The organism is Streptomyces sp. AM8-1-1, assembly GCF_032229325.1.
Taxonomy (GTDB): domain Bacteria; phylum Actinomycetota; class Actinomycetes; order Streptomycetales; family Streptomycetaceae; genus Streptomyces; species Streptomyces achmelvichensis.
Map to the genome: position 1 here is coordinate 3,827,738 of NZ_CP135086.1, position 25,247 is coordinate 3,852,984.

The following is a 25,247-nucleotide window of genomic DNA, read 5'->3' on the forward strand; positions in this document are numbered from 1 at the left end:
CAACACCCCCTTCGGGCCCAATCTTGAATGGCCCGAACGGACTATGCGTACGCGGCAGATCACCCAGGGGAGTGAGCTGGGGGCATACGTGATCATCCCGGGCAAACCGGGGTATTCCAGGGGAGTCACAACGGGCGCCGAATGACGCATGAGGTGGAATCGGACACGGACTACCAGATTCCGGTACTGCGGGATTCTGAGGAGGACTTGATGCGAAACCACACTGCTGTGACAGTTGAGAGCAGCTTAGGCCAAGGCCTGTCCGCGTGTCCGGCGAATGACGACGTAGGCCATGCCTGCTGCTGTGCCGCCACGTTCCCGGGGGTAACTGCGTCCACCGCGCGGCCGTAGAGCCGGGCCGTGACGAGCCGGCAGCGGTCGAGCCGGACGATCATGCGGTCGACGAGGCTGCGCCAGGGCGGCCGGGTGCCGGTCCCCTTGCGTGGATGTCACGGTCCGGTACGAGTACGCCCCGGGAAGCCCCTGCTCCTACGGAACACCCGTACCAACGGATTAGGCTGCCCTCATGCCAAAGAAGCGCTCGGGCGGAGGTCTGACCGGGACCCAGCAGGCCGCCAAGTTCCTCGGTGTCAGTGTGCTCGCGGGAGCCGTGCTGGCGGGCATCGCCCTGCCCGCCGCCGGAGCGCTGGGACTTGCGGCCAAGGGAACGGTCAAGGGATTCGACGAGATCCCCGCCAATCTGAAGACGCCCCCGCTCAGCCAGCGCACCACGATCCTGGACGCGAAGGGCGGCCAGATCGCCACGGTGTACTCGCGCGACCGCACGGTCGTGTCGCTCAAGGACATCTCGCCGTACATGCAGAAGGCGATCGTCGCCATCGAGGACTCGCGCTTCTACGAGCACGGCGCGATCGACCTCAAGGGTGTCCTGCGCGCGCTCAACCGCAACGCCCAGTCCGGCGGGGTCGCCCAGGGCGCTTCGACGCTGACCCAGCAGTACGTGAAGAACGTCTTCGTGGAGGAGGCCGGTGACGACCCCGACAAGGTCGCCCAGGCCACCCAGCAGACGATCGGCCGCAAGATCCAGGAACTGAAGTACGCGATCCAGGTCGAGGAAGAGCTCGGCAAGAAGAAGATCCTGGAGAACTACCTCAACATCACCTTCTTCGGTCAGCAGGCGTACGGCATCGAGGCCGCCTCGCAGCGCTACTTCTCCAAGCAGGCCAAGGACCTGAAGCTGGAGGAGGCGGCGATGCTCGCGGGCATCGTGCAGTCCCCCAGCCGCTACGACCCGGTCAACGACACGGAAGAGGCGACGAAGCGCCGCAACACCGTGCTCCAGCGCATGGCCGAGGTGCACGACATCTCGCAGGCCGAGGCGGACCGGGCGAAGGCCGTCCCCGTCAAGCTCAAGGTCAGCAAGCCGAAGAACGGCTGCATCACCGCGGTCAGCGGCGCCGGCTTCTTCTGTGACTACGTGCGCGAGGTCTTCCTGTCCGACCCGGTCTTCGGCAAGACCAAGGAGGCACGGGCCAAGGTCTGGAACCAGGGCGGCCTCACCATCAGGACGACCCTCGACCCGCGCGCCCAGGAGTCGACGCAGGAGTCGATCAAGGACCACGTCTACCAGACGGACGACGTCGCCACCGCCGTGACGATGGTCCAGCCGGGCACGGGCAAGATCCTGGCGATGGGCCAGTCGCGGCCGTACGGCTTCGGCAAGCACGAGACGCAGATCAACTACTCGGTCAACCAGAAGATGGGCGGCTCGAACTACGGCTTCCCGGTCGGTTCGACCTTCAAGCCGTTCGTGGCGGCCGCGGCCATAGAGCAGGGCAAGCCGCCGACGCAGTCCTACCCGGCGCCGTACAGGATGCCGTACCCCGACTCGATCCCCACGTGCACCGACAAGCCGTGGCGGAACCAGGGCTTCAACCTGGAGAACGAGAACGAGTCCGAGGTCGGCCCGTACGCCCTCAAGGACGCGATGGCGAAGTCGGTCAACACCTACTTCGTGCAGATGATCGGGGACATCGGGCTCTGCCCCGTGGTGGAGATGACCGACAAGCTCGGTGTCGTCCAGGGCAACGGAGCGAAGCTGCCGGTCTCGCCGTCGCCGCTCACCCTGGGCTCGACCGGTATCTCCCCGCTGGTGATGGCGAGCGCGTACGCGACCTTCGCCAACCGCGGCACGTACTGCACGCCGACCGCGATCGAGTCGATCCGCACGGCCGACAACAAGAGCCTGGAGGTGCCCAAGAGCACCTGCGAGAAGGCGATGACCGAGCGGACGGCCGACACGATCAACGAGCTGCTGCGCGGCGTGATCGACTCCGGTACGGGCCAGGAGGCCGGCCTGCAGAGCCGCGACAACGCGGGCAAGACCGGTACGACGGACGAGCGGCGGAACGCCTGGTTCGTCGGCTACACGCCGAACCTCTCCGGAGCCGTCTGGGTCGGCAGCCCCAGCCAGCAGGTGAAGATGGAGAACATCCGCATCGGCGGCACCACCTACGGCAAGGTCTTCGGCGGTCAGGTCCCCGGACCGATCTGGCGGGACGCGATGACGGGTGCGCTGGACGGGCAGGAAGCACCGCCCTTCAACCGAGTGCCGATCCCGGACGCGCCGAAGGAGACGGACAAGCCCGAGAAGCCGGGCAGGCCCGACAACAAGCCCGGCAACCAGCGCGGCCAGGACAACGGCGGCAACCACGGCCAGCCCTTCCCCGGTATCTCGATCCCGCCGGACCTGATCGGCGGCGGCAACAACCGCGGTCAGAGCAACGGTGGGAACAACGGGAACGGCGGCGGAGGCTTCCCGTAGGCCGCCCGCAGCACTGCTCCATGGGAGAGGGCCCGGCGTATACGCCGGGCCCCTCTCCCATCTCCATGTCCGCCTGCGGTGCCTCAGCCCGCGAGCAGCTGCTTCACCACGGTGGCCACCCGGCCGCCCTCGGCGCGGCCCGCCACCTTCGGGTTCACGATCTTCATGACGGCACCCATCGCCCGCGGCCCCTCGGCCCCTGCGGCCTTCGCCTCGTCGACGGCCTGCGTCACGATCTGCGCGAGCTCGTCGTCGCTCAGCTGCTTCGGCAGGTAGGCGTCGAGCAGAACGCCCTCCGCCTTCTCCCGCTCGGCCTGCTCGGCACGGCCACCCTGCGCGAAGGCGTCGGCGGCCTCGCGGCGCTTCTTCGCCTCCTTGGCGATCACCTTCTGCACCTCGTCGTCGGAGAGTTCACGGGCGGTCTTGCCCGAAACCTCCTCCTTGGTGATGGCGGAGAGCGTCAGCCGGAGAGTGGAGGAGCGCAGCTCGTCGCGCGCCCGGATCGCCGCGGTGAGATCTTCCTTCAGCTTGGACTTGAGCGTGGTCATAACGTCTTCATAGCCTTTTCTCATGGACCCGGTCAACGCAGATTCGCAGGTCAGCACTGACTCGGAACGGCTCCGCAGGCTGGCCCGTAGCGCCGGGGCACAGCGGTACAAGCGCAGTCGTACCGACTGAACACGGCCATCATCCCCCGGGCGGACCCGGGACCAAGCCCGGAACCGGCGCGGCCACCGCACGGCGGCGGGCGGATGCCGGTTCGCGCCCCACCCGTCCGCCGAAGGCCGCCCGGATCCACGGCCGCTGCACCGAGCGCGTCCCCGAGCGCTGTTCCGAGCGCATTTTCCACGGCGAAGTGACCAGCCGGGCGACGGACCCTAGGACCGCACCGTCAGCACCAGCTTCCCCGCGACCCGGCCCGTCTCACCCTCCGCGTGCGCCTTAGCCGCCTCGGCCAGCGGGTAGGTGGTGGCGACGTGCGGGCGCAGCTGCCCGGACTCCACCAGCGCCGCCACGCCCGTCATGCCCGTGTGGTCGTATTCGACCTGCATGGCCGTGGCCCGCACCCCCAACTCGGCCGCGCGCGCCTCCACCTGCGCGAACTCCAGGGGCAGGATCGAGACCAGCAGGCCGCCCGGCCTCAGGGTCTCGAGCGAGCGCAGCCGGTCCTCGCCGAGGAACGGATCGAGGACCACGTCCATGTCACGCGCCTCTGCCACGAAGTCCTGGGTGCGGTAGTCGATGACCTCATCGGCGCCCAGGCCCAACACCAGGTCGTGCTTGGCGGCGGACGCCGTGCCGATGACGTACGCACCGCGCGCCTTGGCGATCTGCACGGCGAGATGCCCCACGCCGCCGGCCGCCGCGTGCACCAGTACCCGCTGCCCCGGGCGCACCTCGGCCGTGTCGACGAGCACCTGCCAAGCGGTCATCGACGCCAACGGCAGCGCGGCCGCCTCGATGTGGCTCAGAGTGGACGGCTTGGGGACGAAGGCACGGGCGGGAGCGGTCACGTACTCGGCGTGCGCGCCGTGCCCGTTCGGGTAGGGCAGCATCCCGAACACCTCGTCGCCCGGCTGGTGCAGCGTGACGCCCGCGCCGACCGCCTCGACCACGCCGGACACGTCCCAGCCCAGCGTGAACGGCGGCTCACCGACGCGCATCATTCCCGCGCGGTGCTTCCAGTCGGTGGGGTTCAGCCCCGCGGCATGGACGGCGACGAGAATCTCGTTGCCTATGGGCTCGGGCCGCTCGACCTCTACTTCCTCGAGGACCTCAGGTCCGCCGTAGGTGTTCTGGCCGAGGGCACGCATCGTGTTCTTGTTCATGGCACCAGCGTGTGGCCCCGCCCCAGAGCTCACCAACGGCAGAAACGTCAATAGGCGATAGAATTCTGCCATGGTCCCTCCGCAGCCGGTCCAGCCACAGCCGCACAGAGTCGTCGTCCTCGCGCTGGACGGCGCCTATCCCTTCGAACTGGGGATCCCTGCACGCGTCCTGGGAGCGGCCGACGACCGGTACGAGGTCGTCGTGTGTTCCTGCGACGGCGGGCCGGTCGAGACCAACGCCGGCTTCTCCGTCGTCCCGCAGCACGGTCCCGAGGCACTCGCATCGGCAGACACGGTGATCATCGCCCCGCTCGAGAAGGCACGGCTCACCCGCGAGCTGCCCGCAGCCGTCGCCGACGCCCTCGCCCGGATCCGACCGGGCACCCGGATCGCCTCCATCTGCAGCGGAGGCTTCATCCTGGCCGCGGCCGGCCTGCTCGACGGGCGGGTGGCAACCAACCACTGGGAGAGCGCGGAACTGTTCCGCCGCTGGTATCCGCACATCCGCCTCGACGAAGGCGTGCTCTTCGTCGACGACGGCGACGTGCTCACCTCCGCCGGCGCCGCGTCCGGGGTGGATCTGTGCCTCCACCTGATCCGCAACGACCACGGCTCGCACCTGGCCAATCACGCCGCACGGCGTTGCGTGGTGGCGCCCTTCCGCGATGGCGGGCAGGCCCAGTACATCGAACGCCCCATCCCCGACGACCCGGCCGCATCCACCTCCGCCACCCGCCAGTGGGCCCTTGAGCGGCTCGGCGACAAGCTCACCGTGGAACAGATGGCCGAGCGCTCCCACATGAGCGTGCGTACTTTCGTCCGCCGCTTCCGTGCCGAGACGGGCCTGCCCCCCGGCCAGTGGCTGATTAAACAGCGCCTCGCACGTGCCAGGAACCTGCTGGAGTCGACCGATCTGACCGTTGATCAGGTCGCTTTCGAGATCGGCTTCGCCACCGCCGCCTCGCTGCGCCAGCATCTGCACGCCGAGCTGGGCGTCTCCCCCCTGGCCTATCGCCGCACCTTCCGGGCCGCCGACTCCACTGCGGGCATGGCGCTGTGACGGGACAGGACGGAGCCATGCGGACAGGGCCGGTACTCGTCTACGACGGCGACTGCGCCTTCTGCACCAGCTCCGTGGCCTTCATCGAACGCCATGTGCGGCCCCGCTGCTCGATCACGCCGTGGCAGTTCGCGGATCTGCGCTCGCTCGGCACGACGCAGCGGCGCGCCGAGCACGAGCTGCTGTGGATCACGCCGACCGGCGCCGCGTACGGCGGCAGTCAGGCTGTCGCCAAGCTCCTGCTGAGAGCGGGCAAGGGGTGGGCCGTCCTGGGCGCACTCCTCACCCTGCCCCCTCTGCGCTGGATCGCTCGCGGCGTCTACCGGGTCGTTGCGGACAACCGCGACCGCATGCCGGGCGGAACACCGGCCTGCGCCCTTCCGGCGAACCGCCGGCCGGGGAAGCTGCCGTCCGACTGACAGGCACCGTCCCGCCTGCCCGTACTCGGCCGTCACCTCCCTCACGAGCGGCCCTCCGATAGCGTTTCGCCATGTCCGCGTTCCTACAGCAACTCCCCGCCCTGATCGGTGTGGTGGTCGGTGCCCTGGGCTCGTACCTGGCCATCACGCGAGGGGATCAGGCCCGCTTCCGCCGCGAGCAGGAGGCCCGCTGGGAGGAACGGCGGCTGGAGACCTACGCCGAGTACGCCAGGTCGCTGAAGAAGTCGGTGACCCTGACGTACCGGATCGCCGCCCACCTCGGGAACGATCCCCACCCGCACCCCCTGTCACCCGAGGAGGCGGCGCCCCACCTGGCAGCGGCGAACGACGGCCGGGACCCGGCCGGGGAGGCCCTGCTGATGCTCGGCACCCGGGACGTGGTGGACAAGGCGCGGGTGTGGGTCGTCACCGTCCTGGAGATGGAGCAGTTCCTGCGCGAGCGGACCCATGACCCGCAGGCGTGGTCGGTCCTGCTGGAGAAACAGCGGACGGCGCGCGAGGGGTACTACGCGGCGGTCCGACGGGATCTCGCGCTTCCGCCGGGTCACTCGGGGCAGTGGCAGCTGGCGCCGCCGCCGGGGTCGTCGTCGTAGCGGTTCCTCGTGGTGCGGGTGCGGGTTCGTGGTGGTGCGGGTGCGCCGCCACGGTCGTCGTATCGAGCCGTCGTACCGAGTGGGCCGTCGATGTCTCGTCTCGGCGGGCCGCCGTACGGGGTGCGCAGGTCGTACGCGTACGGGCGTACCGCCACGCCGTACTCCGTACCCCGTACCCCGTTCGCCGTCATACGGCCGACACGCTGCGGCCGCTCCGCGGCGAGGACACCGTCGCTTCTCGGACACCGCCCGTTGACACTCTGACCGAATGCCGCTCGTCCCCGCCCCCCTCGACACCCGCCGCTGCCAACTCCTCGGACTGGTGGGCTCGGCGGCGCTCGCAGCGGGAGGTGTGACCGCAGGCGCGCTGCCCGTACGCGACGCCCTCGCGCCGGAGTCGGGCCGCGCCGCGATCGGGCTCGTCGGGGCGTACTTCGGGCTCGTCCTGCTGGTCGCGGCCTGGGCGATGCTGGGGCAGGCGGTGCGCGGCCCGCAGCCGCCCGACCGCCGGACTCTGCTGCTCACCCTCGGCCTGTGGGCCGCGCCGCTCCTGATCGCGCCACCGCTGTTCAGCCGTGACGTCTACAGCTACCTCGCCCAGGGCGCGATGGTCGACGCCCAGATAGACGTGTACACGCACGGGCCCTCCCGCCTCGGCGGTCCGCTGAACGACGAGGTGGCGCCGCTGTGGCAGCACACCCCGACTCCGTACGGCCCGCTGTTCCTGGCCTGCGCGACGGTGATCAACAACCTTTCGCACACCGAGGTGTCGGCCGGCGTGATCGGTATGCGCCTCGTCGCGCTGCTGGGGGTCGCGGGGATGGTCTTCTGTCTGCCGATCCTGGCCCGGCACTGCGGCGCCGACCCCGCGACCGCGATCTGGCTCGGTGCGCTCAACCCGCTCGTCCTCCTCCACCTCGTGGGCGGCGCCCACAACGACGCGATCATGCTGGGCCTGCTGGGCGCCGGTCTCGTGGCCGCCCTGGGCAGATGGCCCGTACTCGCCGTCGTCCTGGTCACGCTGGCCACCCTGGTCAAAGCACCCGCGGCGATGGGGCTGCTCGCCGTCGCCCTCCTGTGGGCCCGACAGCTCGGCAGCGGTAGGCCACCGGCTCGCACATCACCGGTTCGTCCGCGATCGCTGCGAGCGCCACCCATACCTTGGCCGGTCCGAGCGCCACGGCTCACCGCCGCACTCGCCGTGCTCGGGATCAGCGCCGCCACCACGGCCGCGACGACCGCCGTCACCGGCACCGGCTACGGGTGGATCGGCGCGCTCGACACCCCGGTCTCCCCGCAGAACTGGTCGATCACCTCCTCGCTGGGCCGGATGACCGGCGCCCTGCTGGAGAGCGCGGGCAGCGGACTCGCGCAATTCGCCACTCCCGCCTGGCACTTGGCCGGTCTCGCCGCCACAGCTCTCGCGATACTGCTCGCCTGGCGCCGCCACCACCTGCGCCGGCCGGTCTACGCCCTCGGCCTCAGCCTGACCGCCGTGGCCGTGCTCGGACCGGCGATCCGGCCCTGGTACGTGCTGTGGGGGCTGTTCCTGATAGCCGCGGCCGGCCCCGGCCGGTCCGTACGCCGCGCGGTCGCCGCCGCCAGCGCGGTCCTCGCCCTCGCGGTACTGCCCAACGGGTTCGCGCCGCAGGGCCCGCAGGTGGCGCTCGCAACCTTCGGCGGCGTACTCGCCGTGCTGGCCCTGTGGTGCGCCCACCGCGTCGCGCAGCGCACCGCCTCCCGTACCGACGCCCTGGGGAGCACCGCATGACACTGGTCCAGCAGAGAACCAGCGGCATCAAGTGGCCCACGAGCACCCGCGGCCGGGTGCTGCTGGTGGCCGGCCTGGCGGCGGCCGTGGCGCTGTTCCTCACCACCGTGCCCCTGCACCGAGACTGGTTCGACCTCGGCGTCTACTACGGCACGGTCGAGCACTGGAGAGACAGCGGCCGCATCTACGACTACCTGGTGCCGGGGACGCACTACGGCTTCACCTATCCCCCGTTCGCCGCCGTGTGCATGCTGCCGATGACCCTGGTCGCCTGGCCCGGAGCGGTCGCGCTCAGCGTGCTCGGCAACATCGCGGCCGGGCTCGTCGTCCTGTACTGGTGCGCCGGTGCGCTCGTAGACCGCCAGGGCTGGAGCCGCTGGTACACCTTCGCCGTCGCCTTCTGCCTGTTCGCGCTGCTCGAACCGGTCCGCGACACCTTCAGCTTCGGCCAGGTCAATCTGCTGCTGCTGGCGCTCGTGCTCACCGACGCCTGGCTGCTGTCGACGGGCCGCGCCCGCTGGGCGGGTCTCGGCATCGGGCTCGCCGCCGCGATCAAACTCACTCCCGCCGTCTTCATCGGCTACCTCCTCATCACCCGCCGCTGGCGCGCGGCCGCCACCGCGACGGGCGTCGCCGCCGCCGCCACGCTCCTCGCCGTGTGGGTCGCGCCCGACGCCTCCCGCGTCTACTGGACCGAGGCGATGTGGAACACCGACCGCGTCGGCGCGCTCGCGTATGTCTCAAACCAGTCCTGGCAGGGCGTCCTCGCCCGGCTCTCGGCACCGGACGACCCCAGCCGAGCGGTGTGGGCGATCGGTGTCGTGGTGATCCTCGCGATCTGGGCCCGCCGGTCCACCCGCGCGGCCGCCGCCGGAAACGAACTCGCCGGCTTCGCCCTGACCGGCCTCACCGCCTGCCTGATCAGCCCCGTGACCTGGGTGCACCACCTGGTGTGGGTGTTCCCGGCCCTCGCCGTACTGGCCACCGCCGGCCTCGACCACGACCGCGACGACCCGCGACGACGCCGGCTGCTGCGCCGGGCGGCCGTGATCTACGTGGTGCTCTGCAGCAGCGTCGTCTGGCTGTGGAGCTGGGACGCCACCGGCATCGACGGGTTCATCGGCAGCAACACGTACGTCTGGATATCGCTGGGCCTGCTGCTGACGCTGCCGGTGCGGGGAGTGAGGGCCGAGGTACCCACCGCCCACCCGTCTCTGCAACCGTCAGGGTCTGCCACCATGGGCAGATGCGCGCACGATACGGGATCCCCCTGAAAATCACGGCAGGAATCGCGGCGGTCGGCGCCGCCGGCGTCGCCTACGCGGCGGGCTTCGAGGCCCGGTCCTTCCGTCTCCGACGCATCACGGTCCCCGTGCTGCCGAAGGGCATGCGACCGCTGCGCGTCCTCCAGGTCTCCGACATCCACATGGTGAGCGGCCAGCACAAGAAGCGCGCCTGGCTCCAGTCGCTGGCGGGCCTCCGCCCGGACTTCGTCGTCAACACGGGCGACAACCTCTCGGACCCCCAGGGCGTCCCCGAGGTCCTGGACGCGCTCGGCCCGCTGATGGAGCTCCCCGGCGTCTACGTCTTCGGCTCCAACGACTACTACGGCCCCACGCTGCGCAACCCGGTGCGCTACCTCTTCGAGAAGGCGCAGGGCCGGCACGGCCTCAACGGCAACCCGCCGGCGGTCGGCGTGGTGCACAACCCGTGGGAGGACCTGCGCGACGCGTTCGACACGGCGGGCTGGGTGGGCCTGAGCAACAGCCGCGGCCGCCTGAAGCTGGAGGGCTTCGAGCTGGCCTTCACCGGCCTGGACGACCCGCACATCAAGCGCGACCGCTACGCGAAGGTCGCGGGCGGCCCGGAGAAGGACGCGGACCTCTCCCTGGCGATCGTGCACGCGCCGTACCTGCGCACCCTGGACGCGTTCACGGCGGACGGCTACCCCCTGATCCTGGCGGGCCACACGCACGGCGGCCAGGTGTGCATCCCCTTCTACGGCGCCCTGGTCACGAACTGCGACCTGGACACGGACCGCGTGAAGGGCCTGTCGACCCACGAGTCGTCGGGCAACACCTCCTTCCTCCACGTCTCGGCGGGCTGCGGCGCGAGCCGCTACACCCCGGTGCGCTTCGCGTGCCCGCCGGAGGCGACGCTGCTGACGCTGGTGGAGCGGGAGGAGTAGCCCTGCGGGGCGCGCCCGCGCCCCGGCCGCCGGGCCCGTGTGGCAGACCCGCTCGCGTGGCCGGAGGCCGGGAAAACCGGATTTCGTCTGGGAGCGCGGGTGGGCTAAAGTAATCGATGTCGCCGCGACGCCGGTGACATCGGGGTGTAGCGCAGCTTGGCAGCGCGCTTCGTTCGGGACGAAGAGGTCGTGGGTTCAAATCCCGCCACCCCGACAGCCAGGTAGCAGATCAGAGGGCCCTCACCTAATCGGTGAGGGCCCTCTGGCGTTGTTGCGTATCTGTCTGCGTGACTTCGCCGGAGCGTCCACTCGTCGGCGTTGATCCCGGTCAGCCTCCTTGGGCGCCAGGCGGACGTATCCCCGCCACGGCGCACCGATCACCACACCGCGATGTGCGGAGACTGCGCCGGATCGGCGCCCAGCCGGCCGATGAGGCGTGGTCCCAGGCGAGGGCTCGCAGTTTCTCGGTCCGAGCGCCGCAGCAGGGCCTTCGCATGTCCTCAGACGGCTACCGATACCAGTCGCCTTCTCCCAGGAGGGAGCGGTGCAGGTAGTCCTTCAACTCTCGCGCGGCCCAAAGCCGGCTGTCATTCTCGTGGTCCCAGACGAAAATGTCCGGACGCTCGGGCGTGAGCACGAAGGCGAACTGGTCGCCGCCACCGTTGTCGCCGAAGAACAGCAGTGGATCGAAGGGCATGTACAGGCCCGGAAACGTGTCGGGGGACCAGAACTGAAGGTTGTGCTCCACGACCCTGTCCAGGGACCAGACGATGTCAGTTCCGTACCCGTCGGCTACCCCGTTGGTCTCCTTCAGTAGGGCAGTCAGTTGCCCGGGCAAGCTCCGGCCAAGGCGCCGCTCCGCCTCAGCCAGCGCTGCCGCGTCAACGGGTGCCCGGAACTCGACGTCGGGCGAGGCTCCAGCAGCAGCTTCCTTCCACATGGGCGCAGCTTAGGCGGACGACTGACAGCCCCGAGCGCCGCTGCGGTACAGCAGTGCCGTGCCGCAACCCCCAGCACCGTCACCGCCGGCGGGCCGATGATCGGGCAAGCCCCTCACTCAGATGAGTGCGCGGCCACGCGCCCATGACCAGCCGTCCGACCCTCAGAAGCGTTCGACCTCTTCGCCGTCCGGGACCTTGTAGCAACCGGACACCAGGTCCAGGCTCAGCTTCGGCGGATCATTCTTGGCCATTTTGATGACCTTGACGCTGACCTTCTTCTTGTCGTTGTCAGCGGTCAGGGTGATGTTTCGGTTCTTGCTGGTATTCGGTCCGTATTCGACGATCTCCCACCCCTGCTTGGGCAGTTCTCTCTTGAGCCGCTCCATCGCTTCGTCCAGGTCGCCCGCCGAGGCGGGGGCGAAGCTCCACGGATGGAAGATGCGGAAGTGTGTCTGTGTGTCCTTGCCTGAGCAGTCCGTCACTCCCGGAAGGCTTTCTGACGCCTTTCCCTTCACACCAATCAGGTCATGGATACCGCCGGAGACCTTTTCCATCGTGTCGGCGGCGTCGAGCGAGGTGCTCGTGCCCACGAACGGGACGCCATCGCTCTCGTCATCGGTCATGCCACATCCGGTCAGGACAGTAAGCACAAGGGGTATTGCGAGCGCGGAGGCACGCGTTCTGGTCTTCACGTCTGAGATCTCCTACTTCGAAACGCACTACGTGGTCGAACACCACCCGGCGTAACCGGGTTCGCGGTCCTGAGAGATCGAACCTGCCGTGTCCGCTTTGATCGACCACGTGAACAGATGGCCGCAGCTCCCCCACGCCTACAGCTCCGCAGCCCGGCGCAAGGACGCCCGGCGCCGGGCGGACCGATGTGAGCTGACCGGCCTTCTTCCAGGGCGGGTTGAGGCGATCGCGACCCCGGCTACTGCGTCGGCGTGTGGATGTCCAGGTCGGCGACGAGGCTCCCACCACCCGCGTCGAGGATTCCGCACAGGCGGTTGACCGGCGTGTACAGGGGTCGGGCGTCGGGTTCGATGCCGTCTTCGTCCTCGAAGTCGAAGAGCCGGTCGAACGGCACGGTGACGAACGGCCACACCGCCGGATCCGCGTCGGCCGAGTCGGGGTGGAACTGCCACTGGGTGCCGCACGTGCGGTTGTGGACCTCACCGACGTACCAGGAAGCCGTCTGGAGGAAGTCGCTACCGCGTTCGTCCCATGCCTGGTCGCTGCCGGCGTAGCGGGATCGAACCAGGACCTCCACGCGCTCGAGCGAGGCGGGGGTGAAGTCCCAGTCCCCGTCGTACTGCTGGGCCCACGCGGGGAACTCTTGCTGCTGGATCTGGAGCCAGGCGTCCAGGACGGGGTTGCCGGCGCGTACGCGGTCCAGCTCAGCCAGTTCCTGGTATTCGTCGTCGGTCATCTCCATACCGGCCGACCCTACCCGGCGCCTCCGACAGGGCAGCAGCGCCTTCTGCAACAGTGCGACACACCCTCAATTGCCTTGTGTCAACGCAGAGTTCGGGCACTAGGCTGCCTCGCTGACGGTGTCATGTCACGGGGGCTCACACCGCTCACACACATGTCCCCAAGCCCCCGCAGGTAAGGGACACAGCACGTGAAATCCATACGTTCCCGCGTGAGGGCACGCCTGGCGTCCGCTGTCGCGGTCGCCGCAGCGGCAACCCTCGCGTTCACCGGCCTTCCGGGCCTGACCTCCAGCGCAGATGCCGCACCGGTAAAGCCACCGAACCCGGGCATGCTCTGCCGCGACTACTTCGATCTCGCCGAAGACCTCGCCGCCATCGTCGAGATGCCCGACGGCGATGCGTCACGAGCGAAGTCCCAGTGGGACACCTACGACTACGAGAACCCCGGCAAGAAGTGGGACGGCCTTCAGGCGCCGTCCGACGCGGACTACAAGCGCCTGGAGCTGGAGGCCAAGGAGCCTCCGAAGTCCCGGCCGGTCGACCGGGTCTGGTGGAAGTGGATCCGGGCCAGCAAGAAGAACCCGAACGCGTACGGGGACTTCACCTACTGGCGCGACATCATCCTGATCAAGAACGCCGGAAACGACCCGCGCGGCAAGGCGTTCGAGAAGAAGATCATCAAGGAGCACGGTCTCGTCGGTGACGACTGGATCTGCCAGAAGGAGTTCGACTACACCGACCCCGACACCGGCAAGACTCACCGGCGTCAGGCGGATGCCTGGAACAAGAGGACCGGACAGGCTCTGGAGATCAAGTCCAACGGGCATCCGGATCCGAAGCAGAAGCCGGGTGACATCGCCTGGTCGAAGCAGAAGGAATCCCCGGTCAAGTCGCTGAAGTACGTCTTCGCCGAGCCGCAGGAGAAGGCCGCCAAGGACCACCTGAACGAGCTGAGGAAGAACGCTCCGGGCAAGGTCACCGAGTACAACTACCGCTCTCGTAGGGTCGAGTTGGCCCCCGGCGGCGGCGTGCGGGACAAGTCGACCACCATGCAGCCCCCTGGGTCCAAGGGGGTGACCGGCGGCGGCGCGCAGGATCTGATCCGTGAGTCGCGGCCGAACCCGAAGGACATGAAGGAGTTCCTGGACCGCAAGAACGCGGCCGACCCCAATCGGCTCCAGCCCAAGGGGCCCGGCGGGGTGGACTTCACCACCCTGGACCTGCGGTACATCGGCAAGCCCGTCAAGGGCAAGGGCGTCGACTACAGCTTCTCCGCCAAGGAGGTCGCCGAGGACACCGCCGGCTGGGGAGGCAAGGAAAAGGCGCAGCTCATCAACGACGCGTTCTTCACCTGGCTCGCCCTGAGCCCGGAGAAGTTCTGGGTCAACCTCAACCCGGACCAGCCCGACAAGATCATGGACAGCGCGTTCGGGAAGACGGACGCGGGACGGGTCCTGCTGGAAGCCGACCTGGAGCTGAAGAGGGACTTCGCCGATGCGATGAACCCGAAGAAGCGTCCGGAGGCCGACCAGTACTGGAAGTCGCTGCCCCGCAACGCCGAGGGCGTCCCCTGCTGGTTCCAGGTCCGCAACTGGATCGAGCCGGGCACCGCGGTCGTCCGCGAGGAGAACGGCGGCATCCACATCCTGGACACGCCGCTGAAGGTCAAGGCCCAGTACCTGAAGATCGACAACATGCCGGGTGACCCGTACCTGTGCGAGTTCAACGAGGCCGAGAAGAAGGCCACCGAGGACCGCATGAACCGGCTGATCATGCCCGAGGTCGAAAGGCGTGTGAACAACGACCCGCGCTACGCCGACCTGCGCCGCACCTACACGGCCCGGGTAGCGGCGGAGTTCATCCGCCAGCAGGATGCCAAGGCTCCCACCGACTACCGCAAGGTCATCAACAGCAACGACGTCTCCTCGTGGCCGCTGCGCGGCGAGAACAAGGACTGGACGCGGGAGAGCGTGTACCAGGCCTACCTGAAGTCGCTGCGTGAGGGCGAGCAGCAGTGGGAGCACGACGCCGGCGGCGGCCCGTACACCATGAGCGTGGGCGGAGTCGACTTCTCCAAGCAGCCCAAGCAGAACATGACCAAGGTCCGCTTCGAGGCCGAGCACCGCTACCTTCCTCGCGAGACGAAGTCATCGGTGCGCACGCTGACGGACAACGCCAAGGACGGGGACGCGAACCTTCTGCTCCTGGGCGGTAACACCGTCTCCTCCGACATCTCCGGCGGCGACGACACCCCGGGCCCGAAGCCGACTCCGACGCCGACGCCGACCAAGCCGGGTGAGCCGACGGACAATCCCACCGGCCCGACCGAGCCCGCCACTCCGCCCGCTACCGGTAGCAGCGGCGGCACGGGTGGGAAGGACCCGCAGGGCGACCTCGCCGACACGGGCTCCAGCACGCCGTTCGGACTGATCGCCGGAATCGCCGCGGCTCTCGCAGCCGCCGGTGGCGGCCTGGTGTGGTGGAAGCGCCGCCGCACCGCCACCGGCCAGGAGTAGTCGGCCACGGCGCTCGCATGACTTCGGCCCCGCACCGTACGACTGGGTGCGGGGCCGAAGCGGTCCGGCGGCGGACCACGTGCAGCCCCGGCAGTTGGACGGAACGCCTGAGCCGAGCCGGACCGGCCACTACCGTTGTTCCCCTGCGTTGCATCGTTCTCCGGGGGATACATGGACTGGACACGTCGGCGGGATGTTCAGTACGGCTCCGTGGAGCCGCGATGACCTCCGGTCCTCCCAGTACACCCGCCCTCATCGCCGGAGAGATCCCCCTCAGCCAGGTCATGGCTCGCCTCCGAGAAGACTCGCCCGTATTCCACTCCGAAGCGGATCTTCAGCACAGCTTCGCTCGCGTGCTCTGGGAGTTGGCGCCCTCGATCCGGTCAAGGCTGGAAGTGCGCCAGTACGTGTCGGACACGGACCGCGCCGAGCACCTCGACCTCTTGTGCATCGGTCCTTCCGCGCGTACTGCCATCGAGTTCAAGTACTTCAAGGCCAAGTGGATCGGCGTGGCCGGGCCCCTGAAGGAGCAGTACACGCTCACATCGCACGCAGCCACCGACCTCGGCCGGCTCGGCTTCGTCTCGGACATCGCCAGGCTGGAGCGCTTCGGAAACCGTCCCGACCAGGACGGTCTGGCGCTGCTCATCACGAACGAACGGGCTCTGTGGGCATCGCCGCCCCCTGGGGCTCGGAAGACCCGGGACGAGGACTTCCGCATTCATGACGGCCGTACCCTCGCCGGCGAGTTCCTCTGGGCGGAAGGCGACGACGAACCACACACCCGAATACTGCGCGGCGCATACCCACTCACGTGGGAGCCCTACTCGCAACAAGAGGGTGTTCGAGGAGAGTTCCGGTACCTGGCCGTGCCGGTCGAACCAGTTTCACCGAGCCCGAAGCAGAACATCGCTCAGAGTCATCAGGATCGCCTGCCACGAGACAGGTACAGGCAGTCCGTCCCGCCTGAGCGCGGACCGTGCCGTCCACCTCGCCTCACCCACGTGGCCGGTCGGACGTCGCCCTTCTGCTTTCATCGACGGCATGACGGACTGGTCCCAGCTCAGCCACGCCTACGGCCCCGCGGACGACATACCCCGCCTGCTCGACGACGCCGAATCCGACCCGGCCGGGCCCGCGTGGGACTCGCTCTGGTCGTGCCTGTGTCACCAGGGCACGGTCTACTCCGCCAGCTTCGCCGCCCTCCCGCGGCTGGCCGCGATGGCCCAGAGGTTCTCCGCGACGGACAGGCAGGCGCCGCTGGTCCTGGCCGGCGCCATCGTGGCCGGTGTGGATCGGCCCCACGGATGCGACGACCCGCACATCAGCCACGCCGCCGACATCGCCACACTGATCAGGCTCACCGAAGAGATCCTGCGACACCCTGAGGTGGACGCTGCCCCGGACACGTATGTCTGTCTGCTGGAGACACTCCTGAGCCTCGAAGGGGCCGAGGTGTGGGGCGGGCAGCTCGATGGGCTCAACTCCGAGGAGTACGAGGTTCCCTGCCCGCGGTGCGAGGCCGAGAACTTCATTGTCTTCGGCGAGTACGGGCATTTCTCCACCCTCGACGAGATGTACATGCGCGAGCCGTCTGCCGGGAACAAGCCGCTGATGCCGGCAGAGCCCGGCGCGATGGAGGGGCTGGCAGCGCGGCTGCACGCGCGGGCGGTCGGCGATGGACAGATCGAGGTCGCGAGGAAGCTGACCTATGTGTTCGGCAGCGCCAGTTGCGCGGACTGCGGTGCGGTGTTCCGGGTCGATCAGGCCGTCGTCGCTAGGTGGGGTGCATGACCCTCCGGCAGGCGGCACCACACTTCGACGGCCCCCGTGTCACACCCCCGACTCGCAGCGCGCCTTCAAGCTGCGCAGCTCCGTCTCCATGTAGCGGCGCGTCAGCGATGCGGTGAAGAGGCCGACCGGTCCGGCCAGAGGGCCTCGCTGGTCGAGGGCGAGCGTCACCTCGACGGGAGCGCCGTCAGTCGCGGGGACGCTCAATGCGTGGCCGGCCTTGGTCGTGACGCCAGGGGCGTGGGCCACCCAGGTGAACGACGTGTTCCGGTGCAGTTGGGTGACCTCCCAGACCGCGACCCGCAGCTGGGGCTGCTTGATGCGGACCTTGCTGCCGACCGCGAACTCGCCCTGGTCCAGGCGGTGCAGCGTGGTCACTGTCGGCGTCCATTCCGGCCAGCGCTCGACGTCCGTCAGCACCGACCAGATCCGGTCGGGGGCGGCGTTGATCGGTAATGACGTCGAATACTTCACGGCCGAGCCATACCCAGGACGGACCGCGGGCACGCCGACACGCCGACGCGTGTCAGGTGTACGCCGACCGTTCCGCCCCCTTAGGTGTTCGCCGGCGGTTCCGGTGCGTAGGCCTCCGTCGTGGCGCTGACAGCCGCGGCCACCTCATCGGCGGGTGCGCCCGACGCGCGATACGCCACGCCCCAGGCCTCGCTGCTGCGGGTCATGAACTCACGCGCCTCGCCCGTGGCCTGCCAGGCCGACAGATCGTCGATCATGTTGCCCTCCAAGTAGAGGCCGAGACCCAGCAGCCCCAGGTCCCAGCCGACGCCGACCGCTCCCGGGCCGAACCGGTCCCACATCTCCGGCGGTACGACGGCCACATGCTCCAGCTCGAACACGGTGCGTTCATCGGCCTCGGGCGTCAGCCGCACCTGCACCTCGCTGAAGCCGGGGTTCTCGCCGAACAGCCAGCTCACCTTGAGCAGTTCCGGCGGCTCGCAGCGCAGGATCTCGCCGCCCGCGTTGCCTTCCAGCTGGTACCGACCGCCCAGCCGGAGATCGCCGCTCACCGGCAGGAACCAGCGGCTGATCCGCTCCGGGTCGGTGCAGGCGTCCCACACGTCCTCGACAGCCGCGTCATACGTGCGCCGCAGCACGACCGTGCGCGCCTCGCCCGACGGCACGGTCCTGGAGCCGACTTCACGGTGGATGTCGTTGATCCGGTCGACGATGTCGCTCATCGCTGCTCCTGACTGGTGGTGTGGTGCGGCTCGGTCACTCGTTTGCTTCTCTGTCCGGCGGCGGGTGGGCCGCTTCTCGCGCGGAGCCACTTCCGCGGCGCTCGCGCCTGCCGCGCGCCAGCTCGGTGCCGAGTGCGTCCAGCCGCTGTTCCCAGAAGCCTCGGAACCGGTCCAGCCACGCGTCCACCTCACGCAGCGGCCCGGCGTCGACGGCGTAGAGCCGGCGGGCGCCCTCGGCGCGTACGGACGCGAAGCCCGCTTCTCTGAGCACCCGCAGATGCTGCGAGACGGCGGGCTGCGAGATCCTGAACTCCTTCTGGATCACCGCGCCGACCGTTCCCGACGACTGCTCCCCCTCGGCGAGGAGCTCCAGGATCCGCCGCCGTACCGGGTCCCCCAGAACATCAAATGCGTGCACGTCATCCACTTTGCAGCCATCACTTATATAAGTCAAAGCTTATGCGAAGTTTGGGGAACCGACACCCCTGGTCGCTCGTTGCCCTCGTGGGCAAAGGAATCGTCAAGAGAGGCGCGGCCCGCGCCGGATTGCGCAGGGGATTTCCATGGGTGTCAGCCTGTCCAAGGGCGGCAATGTCTCGCTCAGCAAGGAGGCCCCGGGCCTGTCTGCGGTAGTCGTGGGCCTCGGCTGGGACGTACGCAGCACGACCGGCACGGACTTCGACCTGGACGCCAGCGCGCTGCTGGTGGACGCCAACGGCAAGGTCCTCACCGACTCGCACTTCGTCTTCTTCAACAACCTGAAGAGCCCGGACGGCTCCGTGGAGCACACCGGTGACAACCTCACCGGTGAGGGCGAGGGCGACGACGAGCAGATCAAGGTGAACCTGGCGGGCGTGCCCGCCGAGGTCGACAAGATCGTGTTCCCGGTCTCGATCCACGAGGGCGAGAGCCGCCAGCAGTCCTTCGGCCAGGTGCGTAACGCGTTCATCCGCGTCATCAACCAGGCCGGCGGCGCCGAGCTCGCGCGCTACGACCTGAGCGAGGACGCTTCGACGGAGACCGCGATGGTCTTCGGTGAGCTGTACCGCAACGGCGCGGAGTGGAAGTTCCGCGCGGTGGGCCAGGGCTACGCCTCCGGCCTGCGCGGCATCGCGCAGGACTTCGGCGTCAACATCTGAGCCTGAGCCGAACAGCGCCGCGGCATCCGCGGCAACTGCACGAGCCGAGGGCCCGATCCCCACACGGGGGTCGGGCCCTCGGCGTACGTCGCCGGCCCTCGTCGTACGTCGCCGGGCCCTCGTCGTACGTCGCCGCACCTTCGCCGTACGTCGCCGGGCCGTCGCCGCCGAACCGTCGTCGTCGCCGAGCCGTCGTCGTAGGCCCTGGACCGTCGTACGCCCATTGACCCCATCACAGGTCCGGGAGGCCTCGTCGTACGTCAGCGAGCGCCGGGGCCGTCCACGACATACGCCCCCGCGCGGGCCGCCGCCTCCGCCGCGGCCGCGGCCCGGTCCGCCGTCGCTTCGTCGAGCGGGTCACCGCTGGCGAGCAGGCGGTAGTAGAGCGGGGCGGACACGGCGCGGATCACTTCCCGCGCGTCGGTGCCCGCCGGGAGTTCACCACGCGACACGGCCGCCTCGACGCACGGCGCCCACTCCTCGATGCGGGTGACGTAGAAGCGGTTCAGGGCCTGGGTCGTGCGGTCGTCGCAGGTGGCGGCGGCGATCACCGCCTTGAACAGGGCGCCCTGACGGGGATCGGTGAGGGTTTCCACGACGAGGTGGGCGTTGGCACGGAGGTCGTCGGACACGTTCCCCGTGTCCGTACGGGCCACGGACTGCTCGGCCATGTCCTCCAGCAGATCGGCGACCAGCCCGGTGACCGTGGACCAGCGCCGGTAGACGGTCGTCTTGCCGACGTTCGCCCGCCGGGCCACGTCGGCGAGGTCGAGACCGTGGAACCCGTGCTCGACAAGAGCGTCGCCCGCGGCCTCCAGAACAGCGGTCCGGACGCGGGCGGTGCGGCCACCCGGACGAACGGTCCCCGGGGTCCCGGCCGTCTGAGCGAACGGCGTGCCGACACCGTCCGACGGCGCGCCCCCGGTCGCATGGCCGGTCGCCTGCGCGGTGGGCACGGCGGCCGCCTTCGCGGTCGCCCTGTCGGTCGTCACCCCGGGCCCTCCTTCGTTTCGACGGGCCACCTCGATGAAGTGCGGCGATCGGCCGCGGCGATGCACTGCGATGATCGCTCGCTCCATCCTAACGGCACCGAAAGTCCGTTAGTTCTGGACGATCCCTTGGCTACGCTTACTGGCCTGAGGAAGGGGACTCCATGTCGACGGGGATACCGACCGACCGCGAACCGGTGGCACCGCCCCCGGGCGTGGAGCTGCTGTGGTCCGGCAGGGTCGCCGAGCACACCGAGGACGCTCTCGCCCATCGCCATCTCCTCGACGCCGAGGAGTCCGCACGGCTCGACGGTTTCTTCCGGCCGGCGGACCGGGACGCCTACGCCGTCGCCCATGTGGCCCTGCGCCGCATCCTCGGTGAGCGCCTCGGGCTCGCGCCGGAAGCGGTCACGATGGACCGCGAACCGTGCGCCCACTGCGGCGGCCCGCACGGGCGGCCCGTCGTGCCCGGCGGTGAGGTGCACTTCTCGCTCTCGCACACCAGCGGCATGGTGCTGCTCGCGCTCGCGGCCGCGCCGGTCGGGGTCGACGTCGAGATCGTCCCGAACGACGGCACGATCACCGATGTCGCGACGCAGCTGCACCCGCGGGAGCGTACGGAGCTGGCTGCCCTTCCCGCAGCTGAACGCGCCTTCGGCTTCACGCGCTGCTGGACCCGCAAGGAAGCCGTGCTGAAGGCGGCCGGAGTCGGCCTCACCGAGGACGTGTCCGTCACCTATGTGGGGGCCGGGCCCCGGCCGGCCGAGCTGACCGACTGGCTGCTCACGGACCTGCCGGTCGACGCCGGCTATGCGGCGGCGGTCGCGGTCCGCGCCGGCGGGCCGGACGCCCGACTGCCCTGAGCCACCGGCCTTGTGGCGCACGGGGCTCGTTCAGTAGCGCTCGACCAGGTGCTCGCGGCCCGGCGGGGGCTCGTACGCCTCCGGCCAGAAGTCGGTGACCGTCGTGATCCTGCCGTCGTCGTCACCCGTGAAGAACGTGACCGCGTACATCTCCTCCAGGCCCACCACGGCATGCACCCATGTCGCCACATGGTTGCTCCCGGCGTCGGCGACCAGGCGGTGGACGCTGATGTGCCAGGTGTCCGGGTACTCGCGGTTGAACCGGACGTACGCGTCCTTGCCGCGTATCCGCTCACGGGTCTGCGGCAGCTCGTACACGACGTCGTCGCTGAGGGTGGTCGCGAACGTCGACCAGTCCCGGGCCTCCGCGGCCGACCAGTAGGTCTCGACTGTCCTGCGCAGTTCGGTCATACGGCGAGTGTGCACCGGGGCACTGACATCACCGGGGCACTGACCATCGACCCGAGTCCCCGAACGGGTGGCCCTGCTGTCCACATGCGCCGAGTCGTCCACAGGCTGCGGAGCACGTCGACGGTTTGTGGAGGGTCCGGCGCAGAATGGGGTCATGACTGAGATCACTGACTCGATGCCCGACTGGGAGAAGCGCTTCCGTGCGCCGCGCGTCTCCCTGCCCGACTGGGCCGAGGACGCACCCCACCACGCACTCTTCGTGTCGAACGCCACCGGGACCTACGAGCTGTACGCCTGGGACCGCTCGACCGGCGAGCAGCGGCAGGCGACCGACCGGCCGAACGGCACGACGGACGGTGTGCTGTCGCCCGACGGTGCGTCGCTCTGGTGGTTCTCGGACACCGACGGGGACGAGTTCGGCATATGGATGCGGCAGCCCTTCGCCGGCGGGGAGGACGAGCCCGCGGCGCCGGGTCTCGCGCCCTCCTATCCGGCGGGGCTGGCGATCGGCCGCCACGGCGCCTCGGTGGTCGGCCGGTCGACCGACGAGGACGGTACGACGATCCATGTCGTCCGGGAGGGCGAGGAGCCGGTGGAGATCTACCGGCACCGGGAGTCGGCCGGGGTCGGAGACCTGTCCCACGACGGGACACTCGTCGCGATCGAGCACACCGAACACGGGGACGCGATGCATTCGGCGCTGCGCGTCGTACGCATCGACGGCGGCCCGGTCGCCGAGCTGGACGACACCGAGGGAGGCACGAAGGAGCTCGGCCTCGAAGTCCTCGGCTTCGCTCCGGTGGACGGGGACACCCGGCTGCTCGTGGGGCATCAGCGGCGAGGCCGCTGGGAGCCGATGATCTGGGACGTGGCATCGGGCGAGGAGACCGATCTCGCGATCGACCTGCCGGGCGATGTGAACGCCGAGTGGTATCCGGACGGCTCCGGGCTGCTGGTCGCGCACAGCTTCGAGGCCCGGGGTGAGCTCTGGCGCTACGACCTCGCGACACGCGAGCTGGTACGGATCGAGACCCCGGCGGGTTCGGTCTCCGGCGCGACGGCGCGCCCGGACGGCGAGGCGGAGTACCTGTGGTCGTCCGCCGCGCAGCCGCCGCAGGTGCGTTCCACCGCCGGCGGAGTGGTGCTCGACCCTCCGGGTATGAAGGCGCCCGAGTCGGTGCCGGTGGAGGACGCGTGGGTGGAGGGACCCGGCGGCCGTATCCACGCGCTGGTGCAGCGTCCCGTCGGCACCACGGGCCCGGTGCCGACCGTGTTCGAGATCCACGGCGGCCCGACCTGGCACGACAGCGACGCCTTCGCGGCCGGTCCCGCCGCATGGCTCGACCACGGCTACGCGGTCGTGCGGGTCAACTACCGCGGTTCGACGGGATACGGACGGGCGTGGACCGACGCGCTCAAGCACCGCGTCGGGCTGATCGAGCTGGAGGACATCGCCGCGGTCCGCGAATGGGCCGTGACCTCCGGGCTCGCCGACCCCGCGAAGCTGATCCTGGCGGGCGGCTCCTGGGGCGGGTATCTCACGCTGCTGGGCCTCGGCGTCCAGCCCGAGGCCTGGGCGGTCGGGCTGGCGGCGGTGCCGGTCGCGGACTATGTCACGGCCTACCACGACGAGATGGAGGCGCTGAAGGCGATGGACCGTACCCTCCTGGGCGGTACGCCGGAGGAGGTGCCCGAGCGGTTCGAGGCGTCGTCCCCTCTGACGTACGTGGACGCGGTCCGGGCTCCGGTCTACATCTCGGCGGGCGTCAACGACCCGCGCTGCCCCATCCGTCAGGTGGAGAACTATGTGGACAGGCTGGCGGCGCGCGGCGCGGTCCACGAGGTGTACCGGTACGACGCCGGGCACGGATCGCTCGTGGTGGAGGAGCGGATCAAGCAGGTCGGCCTGGAGATCGCTTTCGCCGGCGCGCATCTGGGAGACGCGACCGCGCCTCTCGGAGAGGGGGTCGCGACGGAGTAGCCGCGACGGGTTCCGTACCGTGGAGGGGTGTACCGGTTCCTGCTGACTCCCCGCTGGTGGGGCATCAACGTCTTCGTCGTGCTGGCGATCCCTTTCTGCATCTTCATGGGGTCCTGGCAGCTCGGGAAGTTCGAGGACCGGGTCGACACCCATCAGGAGGCCGAAAGCAGGCCCGCCCCCGGTGAACAGGTGGCAGCTCCGCTCGAGCGGCTGCTGCCCGTGGACCAGGAGACGTCGGGGCGGCCCGCCACCGCCACCGGGGTCTACGGCAGCCAGTTCCTGGTGCCGGACCGGGAGTTGGACGGCCGGAACGGCTCGTACGTGCTGACGCTGCTGAAGACCGACGGCGGCCGCACGCTGCCCGTCGTCCGGGGCTGGCTGGCCAGTGGCAAGCCGGCACCGGCGGCCCCGGGCGGGCAGGTGACGGTGACCGGCGCGCTCCAGGCGTCCGAGACCTCGGGCACGGACGGGGTGCACACGGCCGGCGGGCTGCCGAGCGGGCAGCTGGGGATGATCAGTGCGGCCTCACTGGTCAACCTCGTCCCGGACGACGTGTACGACGGCTGGGTCACCCTGACCACGGCGGACAGCGGCCTCGTCCCGGTGCCGGCGTCGGTGCCGGAGGGCAGTGGGCTGGACCTGAAGGCGTTCCAGAACCTGGGCTACACCGGGGAGTGGTTCGTGTTCGCGGCCTTCGTGGTGTTCATGTGGTTCCGGCTGCTGCGCCGCGAGGCGGAGGCGGCGAGGGACCGCGCACTGGGCCTGGAGCCGGAGCCGGTCTGACCCACGCCGCCGGCCGAGCCGGCCTGGCCCACGCCGAGCCCGAGCCGGGCAGACCCACGCCGCGCCCGAACCGGTCCAAGCCCGAGCCCGAGCCGATCCGAGTCGGTCCGAGCCACGCTGATCGGTCCGAGCCACGCCCAACACCAGCCGGTCTGACCCACGCCGAGCGGTCCGAGCCGGTCTGACCGACACCGAGCCCGAGCCCGTCCGAGCCATGCCCAACACCAACCGGTCCGAGCCCGTCCGAGCCATGCCCAACACCAGCCGGTCCGAGCCACGCCGAGCCCGTCCGAGCCACGCCGCACCCGAGCCGGCGCTCCTCCGGACACCGCCCGGGCGCCCTCCTCCACACCACCCGGGCGCCTTTCCTGCACACCCACCCGGCTGGCCCTCACTGCCCGAAATGCGGCCGACATGGCCGACATGGCCGGCACGCCACCGGCGCTCGACATGCCTGTGGGCCCGCTCCCCTGACCGGAACAGGCCCACAGAGTCCATCGGCTGCCGCCCCTGCCGCCCGCAGCCCGGGCCGGCG

The 25,247-nt window shown here is 69.7% G+C and carries 24 protein-coding genes and 1 tRNA gene; 14 read left to right on the forward strand and 11 right to left on the reverse strand.

The window, feature by feature from the left end; all coding sequences use genetic code 11:
• Nucleotides 1–526 precede the first annotated feature (526 nt).
• Nucleotides 527–2,785, forward strand: a complete 2,259-nt coding sequence (locus RPQ07_RS17200) for a transglycosylase domain-containing protein (RefSeq protein ID WP_313945026.1) — start codon at nucleotides 527–529, stop codon at nucleotides 2,783–2,785.
• 83 nt (nucleotides 2,786–2,868) lie between these two features.
• On the opposite strand, the gene RPQ07_RS17205 is transcribed toward RPQ07_RS17200, so the two are convergent.
• Nucleotides 2,869–3,333, reverse strand: a complete 465-nt coding sequence (locus RPQ07_RS17205; protein ID WP_313945027.1) for a GatB/YqeY domain-containing protein — start codon at nucleotides 3,331–3,333, stop codon at nucleotides 2,869–2,871.
• 330 nt (nucleotides 3,334–3,663) lie between these two features.
• Nucleotides 3,664–4,614, reverse strand: a complete 951-nt coding sequence (locus RPQ07_RS17210; RefSeq protein WP_313945028.1) for an NADP-dependent oxidoreductase — start codon at nucleotides 4,612–4,614, stop codon at nucleotides 3,664–3,666.
• A 70-nt stretch (nucleotides 4,615–4,684) separates the two neighbouring features.
• On the opposite strand from RPQ07_RS17210, the gene RPQ07_RS17215 reads away from it, so the two are divergent.
• The 3 genes from RPQ07_RS17215 to RPQ07_RS17225 all read left to right on the forward strand — a co-directional run bounded on the left by RPQ07_RS17215 (nucleotide 4,685) and on the right by RPQ07_RS17225 (nucleotide 6,707).
• A complete protein-coding gene (locus RPQ07_RS17215; RefSeq protein ID WP_313945029.1) occupies nucleotides 4,685–5,674 on the forward strand; it encodes a GlxA family transcriptional regulator in 990 nt (329 codons plus the stop codon).
• A gap of 17 nt (nucleotides 5,675–5,691) precedes the next feature.
• A complete protein-coding gene (locus tag RPQ07_RS17220) occupies nucleotides 5,692–6,093 on the forward strand; it encodes a DUF393 domain-containing protein (RefSeq protein WP_313945030.1) in 402 nt (133 codons plus the stop codon).
• Nucleotides 6,094–6,164: 71 nt separating this feature from the next.
• Nucleotides 6,165–6,707, forward strand: coding sequence for a hypothetical protein (locus RPQ07_RS17225; protein ID WP_313945031.1), 543 nt, complete (start codon nucleotides 6,165–6,167; stop codon nucleotides 6,705–6,707).
• Here the strand turns inward: RPQ07_RS17225 and RPQ07_RS17230 are convergent.
• On the reverse strand, nucleotides 6,659–6,898 hold the full coding sequence (locus tag RPQ07_RS17230; RefSeq protein ID WP_313945032.1) for a hypothetical protein: 240 nt from the start codon (nucleotides 6,896–6,898) through the stop codon (nucleotides 6,659–6,661). The genes RPQ07_RS17225 and RPQ07_RS17230 overlap by 49 nt on opposite strands.
• Before the next feature lie 77 nt (nucleotides 6,899–6,975).
• Between RPQ07_RS17230 and mptB the strand changes: the two genes are divergently transcribed.
• The 4 genes from mptB to RPQ07_RS17250 all read left to right on the forward strand — a co-directional run bounded on the left by mptB (nucleotide 6,976) and on the right by RPQ07_RS17250 (nucleotide 10,880).
• Nucleotides 6,976–8,478: a polyprenol phosphomannose-dependent alpha 1,6 mannosyltransferase MptB gene (gene mptB, locus RPQ07_RS17235; RefSeq protein ID WP_313945033.1), complete on the forward strand. Its 1,503-nt coding sequence runs from the start codon at nucleotides 6,976–6,978 to the stop codon at nucleotides 8,476–8,478.
• A gap of 26 nt (nucleotides 8,479–8,504) precedes the next feature.
• Entirely contained in the window at nucleotides 8,505–9,752 is a 1,248-nt protein-coding gene (locus RPQ07_RS17240; protein WP_313948927.1) for a glycosyltransferase 87 family protein, read from the forward strand.
• Nucleotides 9,725–10,666 (forward strand): metallophosphoesterase, encoded by a 942-nt coding sequence (locus RPQ07_RS17245; protein WP_313945034.1) that lies wholly within the window; start codon nucleotides 9,725–9,727, stop codon nucleotides 10,664–10,666. The genes RPQ07_RS17240 and RPQ07_RS17245 overlap by 28 nt, the downstream gene beginning before the upstream one ends.
• Before the next feature lie 140 nt (nucleotides 10,667–10,806).
• Nucleotides 10,807–10,880, forward strand: a tRNA-Pro gene (locus RPQ07_RS17250).
• A 294-nt stretch (nucleotides 10,881–11,174) separates the two neighbouring features.
• Here RPQ07_RS17250 and RPQ07_RS17255 read toward each other — a convergent pair.
• The 3 genes from RPQ07_RS17255 to RPQ07_RS17265 form a co-directional block, all read right to left on the reverse strand.
• Nucleotides 11,175–11,606 carry an SMI1/KNR4 family protein gene (locus RPQ07_RS17255; RefSeq protein WP_313945035.1) on the reverse strand — a complete coding sequence of 144 codons (432 nt, stop codon included), beginning with the start codon at nucleotides 11,604–11,606 and terminating at the stop codon, nucleotides 11,175–11,177.
• Between the two features lie 162 nt (nucleotides 11,607–11,768).
• Nucleotides 11,769–12,230, reverse strand: coding sequence for a hypothetical protein (locus RPQ07_RS17260; RefSeq protein ID WP_313945036.1), 462 nt, complete (start codon nucleotides 12,228–12,230; stop codon nucleotides 11,769–11,771).
• Nucleotides 12,231–12,538: 308 nt separating this feature from the next.
• Complete coding sequence (locus tag RPQ07_RS17265) at nucleotides 12,539–13,036, reverse strand: hypothetical protein (RefSeq protein WP_313945037.1); 498 nt, start codon at nucleotides 13,034–13,036, stop codon at nucleotides 12,539–12,541.
• Between the two features lie 195 nt (nucleotides 13,037–13,231).
• Here RPQ07_RS17265 and RPQ07_RS17270 point away from each other — a divergent pair, with 195 nt between their 5' ends.
• On the forward strand, nucleotides 13,232–15,559 hold the full coding sequence (locus RPQ07_RS17270) for an LAETG motif-containing sortase-dependent surface protein (RefSeq protein ID WP_313945038.1): 2,328 nt from the start codon (nucleotides 13,232–13,234) through the stop codon (nucleotides 15,557–15,559).
• 1,044 nt (nucleotides 15,560–16,603) lie between these two features.
• Nucleotides 16,604–17,353 carry a hypothetical protein gene (locus RPQ07_RS17275; RefSeq protein WP_313945039.1) on the forward strand — a complete coding sequence of 250 codons (750 nt, stop codon included), beginning with the start codon at nucleotides 16,604–16,606 and terminating at the stop codon, nucleotides 17,351–17,353.
• A gap of 39 nt (nucleotides 17,354–17,392) precedes the next feature.
• Here RPQ07_RS17275 and RPQ07_RS17280 read toward each other — a convergent pair whose 3' ends face one another.
• The 3 genes from RPQ07_RS17280 to RPQ07_RS17290 all read right to left on the reverse strand — a co-directional run bounded on the left by RPQ07_RS17280 (nucleotide 17,393) and on the right by RPQ07_RS17290 (nucleotide 18,964).
• Nucleotides 17,393–17,824 carry an SRPBCC family protein gene (locus tag RPQ07_RS17280; RefSeq protein ID WP_313945040.1) on the reverse strand — a complete coding sequence of 144 codons (432 nt, stop codon included), beginning with the start codon at nucleotides 17,822–17,824 and terminating at the stop codon, nucleotides 17,393–17,395.
• 80 nt (nucleotides 17,825–17,904) lie between these two features.
• A complete protein-coding gene (locus tag RPQ07_RS17285) occupies nucleotides 17,905–18,546 on the reverse strand; it encodes an SRPBCC family protein (protein ID WP_313945041.1) in 642 nt (213 codons plus the stop codon).
• 34 nt (nucleotides 18,547–18,580) lie between these two features.
• A complete protein-coding gene (locus RPQ07_RS17290; protein WP_313945042.1) occupies nucleotides 18,581–18,964 on the reverse strand; it encodes a metalloregulator ArsR/SmtB family transcription factor in 384 nt (127 codons plus the stop codon).
• A 145-nt stretch (nucleotides 18,965–19,109) separates the two neighbouring features.
• On the opposite strand from RPQ07_RS17290, the gene RPQ07_RS17295 reads away from it, so the two are divergent.
• The gene (locus tag RPQ07_RS17295) at nucleotides 19,110–19,685 is read left to right on the forward strand and encodes a TerD family protein (RefSeq protein ID WP_313945043.1); all 576 of its coding nucleotides are present in this window, start codon (nucleotides 19,110–19,112) and stop codon (nucleotides 19,683–19,685) included.
• Nucleotides 19,686–19,945: 260 nt separating this feature from the next.
• On the opposite strand, the gene RPQ07_RS17300 is transcribed toward RPQ07_RS17295, so the two are convergent.
• Nucleotides 19,946–20,503, reverse strand: a complete 558-nt coding sequence (locus RPQ07_RS17300; protein ID WP_313948928.1) for a TetR/AcrR family transcriptional regulator — start codon at nucleotides 20,501–20,503, stop codon at nucleotides 19,946–19,948.
• A 335-nt stretch (nucleotides 20,504–20,838) separates the two neighbouring features.
• On the opposite strand from RPQ07_RS17300, the gene RPQ07_RS17305 reads away from it, so the two are divergent.
• Nucleotides 20,839–21,537 (forward strand): 4'-phosphopantetheinyl transferase family protein, encoded by a 699-nt coding sequence (locus RPQ07_RS17305; protein ID WP_313945044.1) that lies wholly within the window; start codon nucleotides 20,839–20,841, stop codon nucleotides 21,535–21,537.
• A 30-nt stretch (nucleotides 21,538–21,567) separates the two neighbouring features.
• Here the strand turns inward: RPQ07_RS17305 and RPQ07_RS17310 are convergent, their stop codons facing one another.
• Nucleotides 21,568–21,948 carry a nuclear transport factor 2 family protein gene (locus RPQ07_RS17310; protein ID WP_313945045.1) on the reverse strand — a complete coding sequence of 127 codons (381 nt, stop codon included), beginning with the start codon at nucleotides 21,946–21,948 and terminating at the stop codon, nucleotides 21,568–21,570.
• Nucleotides 21,949–22,102: 154 nt separating this feature from the next.
• Between RPQ07_RS17310 and RPQ07_RS17315 the strand changes: the two genes are divergently transcribed.
• Together RPQ07_RS17315 and RPQ07_RS17320 are read left to right on the forward strand one after the other, a co-directional pair.
• Nucleotides 22,103–23,929, forward strand: a complete 1,827-nt coding sequence (locus RPQ07_RS17315; protein ID WP_313945046.1) for a S9 family peptidase — start codon at nucleotides 22,103–22,105, stop codon at nucleotides 23,927–23,929.
• Nucleotides 23,930–23,956: 27 nt separating this feature from the next.
• Nucleotides 23,957–24,712 carry an SURF1 family protein gene (locus RPQ07_RS17320; protein ID WP_313945047.1) on the forward strand — a complete coding sequence of 252 codons (756 nt, stop codon included), beginning with the start codon at nucleotides 23,957–23,959 and terminating at the stop codon, nucleotides 24,710–24,712.
• Nucleotides 24,713–25,247 lie beyond the last annotated feature (535 nt).

Excerpts from the sequence above, each read along its gene's own strand:
- RPQ07_RS17200 (WP_313945026.1), top strand. The coding sequence starts at position 527 with ATGCCAAAGAAGCGCTCGGGCGGAGGTCTGACCGGGACCCAGCAGGCC.
- RPQ07_RS17205 (WP_313945027.1), bottom strand. The coding sequence starts at position 3,333 with ATGACCACGCTCAAGTCCAAGCTGAAGGAAGATCTCACCGCGGCGATC.
- RPQ07_RS17210 (WP_313945028.1), bottom strand. The coding sequence starts at position 4,614 with ATGAACAAGAACACGATGCGTGCCCTCGGCCAGAACACCTACGGCGGA.
- RPQ07_RS17215 (WP_313945029.1), top strand. The coding sequence starts at position 4,685 with ATGGTCCCTCCGCAGCCGGTCCAGCCACAGCCGCACAGAGTCGTCGTC.
- RPQ07_RS17220 (WP_313945030.1), top strand. The coding sequence starts at position 5,692 with ATGCGGACAGGGCCGGTACTCGTCTACGACGGCGACTGCGCCTTCTGC.
- RPQ07_RS17225 (WP_313945031.1), top strand. The coding sequence starts at position 6,165 with ATGTCCGCGTTCCTACAGCAACTCCCCGCCCTGATCGGTGTGGTGGTC.
- RPQ07_RS17230 (WP_313945032.1), bottom strand. The coding sequence starts at position 6,898 with ATGACGGCGAACGGGGTACGGGGTACGGAGTACGGCGTGGCGGTACGC.
- mptB (WP_313945033.1), top strand. The coding sequence starts at position 6,976 with ATGCCGCTCGTCCCCGCCCCCCTCGACACCCGCCGCTGCCAACTCCTC.
- RPQ07_RS17245 (WP_313945034.1), top strand. The coding sequence starts at position 9,725 with ATGCGCGCACGATACGGGATCCCCCTGAAAATCACGGCAGGAATCGCG.
- RPQ07_RS17255 (WP_313945035.1), bottom strand. The coding sequence starts at position 11,606 with ATGTGGAAGGAAGCTGCTGCTGGAGCCTCGCCCGACGTCGAGTTCCGG.
- RPQ07_RS17260 (WP_313945036.1), bottom strand. The coding sequence starts at position 12,230 with ATGACCGATGACGAGAGCGATGGCGTCCCGTTCGTGGGCACGAGCACC.
- RPQ07_RS17265 (WP_313945037.1), bottom strand. The coding sequence starts at position 13,036 with ATGACCGACGACGAATACCAGGAACTGGCTGAGCTGGACCGCGTACGC.
- RPQ07_RS17275 (WP_313945039.1), top strand. The coding sequence starts at position 16,604 with ATGACGGACTGGTCCCAGCTCAGCCACGCCTACGGCCCCGCGGACGAC.
- RPQ07_RS17285 (WP_313945041.1), bottom strand. The coding sequence starts at position 18,546 with ATGAGCGACATCGTCGACCGGATCAACGACATCCACCGTGAAGTCGGC.
- RPQ07_RS17295 (WP_313945043.1), top strand. The coding sequence starts at position 19,110 with ATGGGTGTCAGCCTGTCCAAGGGCGGCAATGTCTCGCTCAGCAAGGAG.
- RPQ07_RS17305 (WP_313945044.1), top strand. The coding sequence starts at position 20,839 with ATGTCGACGGGGATACCGACCGACCGCGAACCGGTGGCACCGCCCCCG.
- RPQ07_RS17310 (WP_313945045.1), bottom strand. The coding sequence starts at position 21,948 with ATGACCGAACTGCGCAGGACAGTCGAGACCTACTGGTCGGCCGCGGAG.
- RPQ07_RS17315 (WP_313945046.1), top strand. The coding sequence starts at position 22,103 with ATGACTGAGATCACTGACTCGATGCCCGACTGGGAGAAGCGCTTCCGT.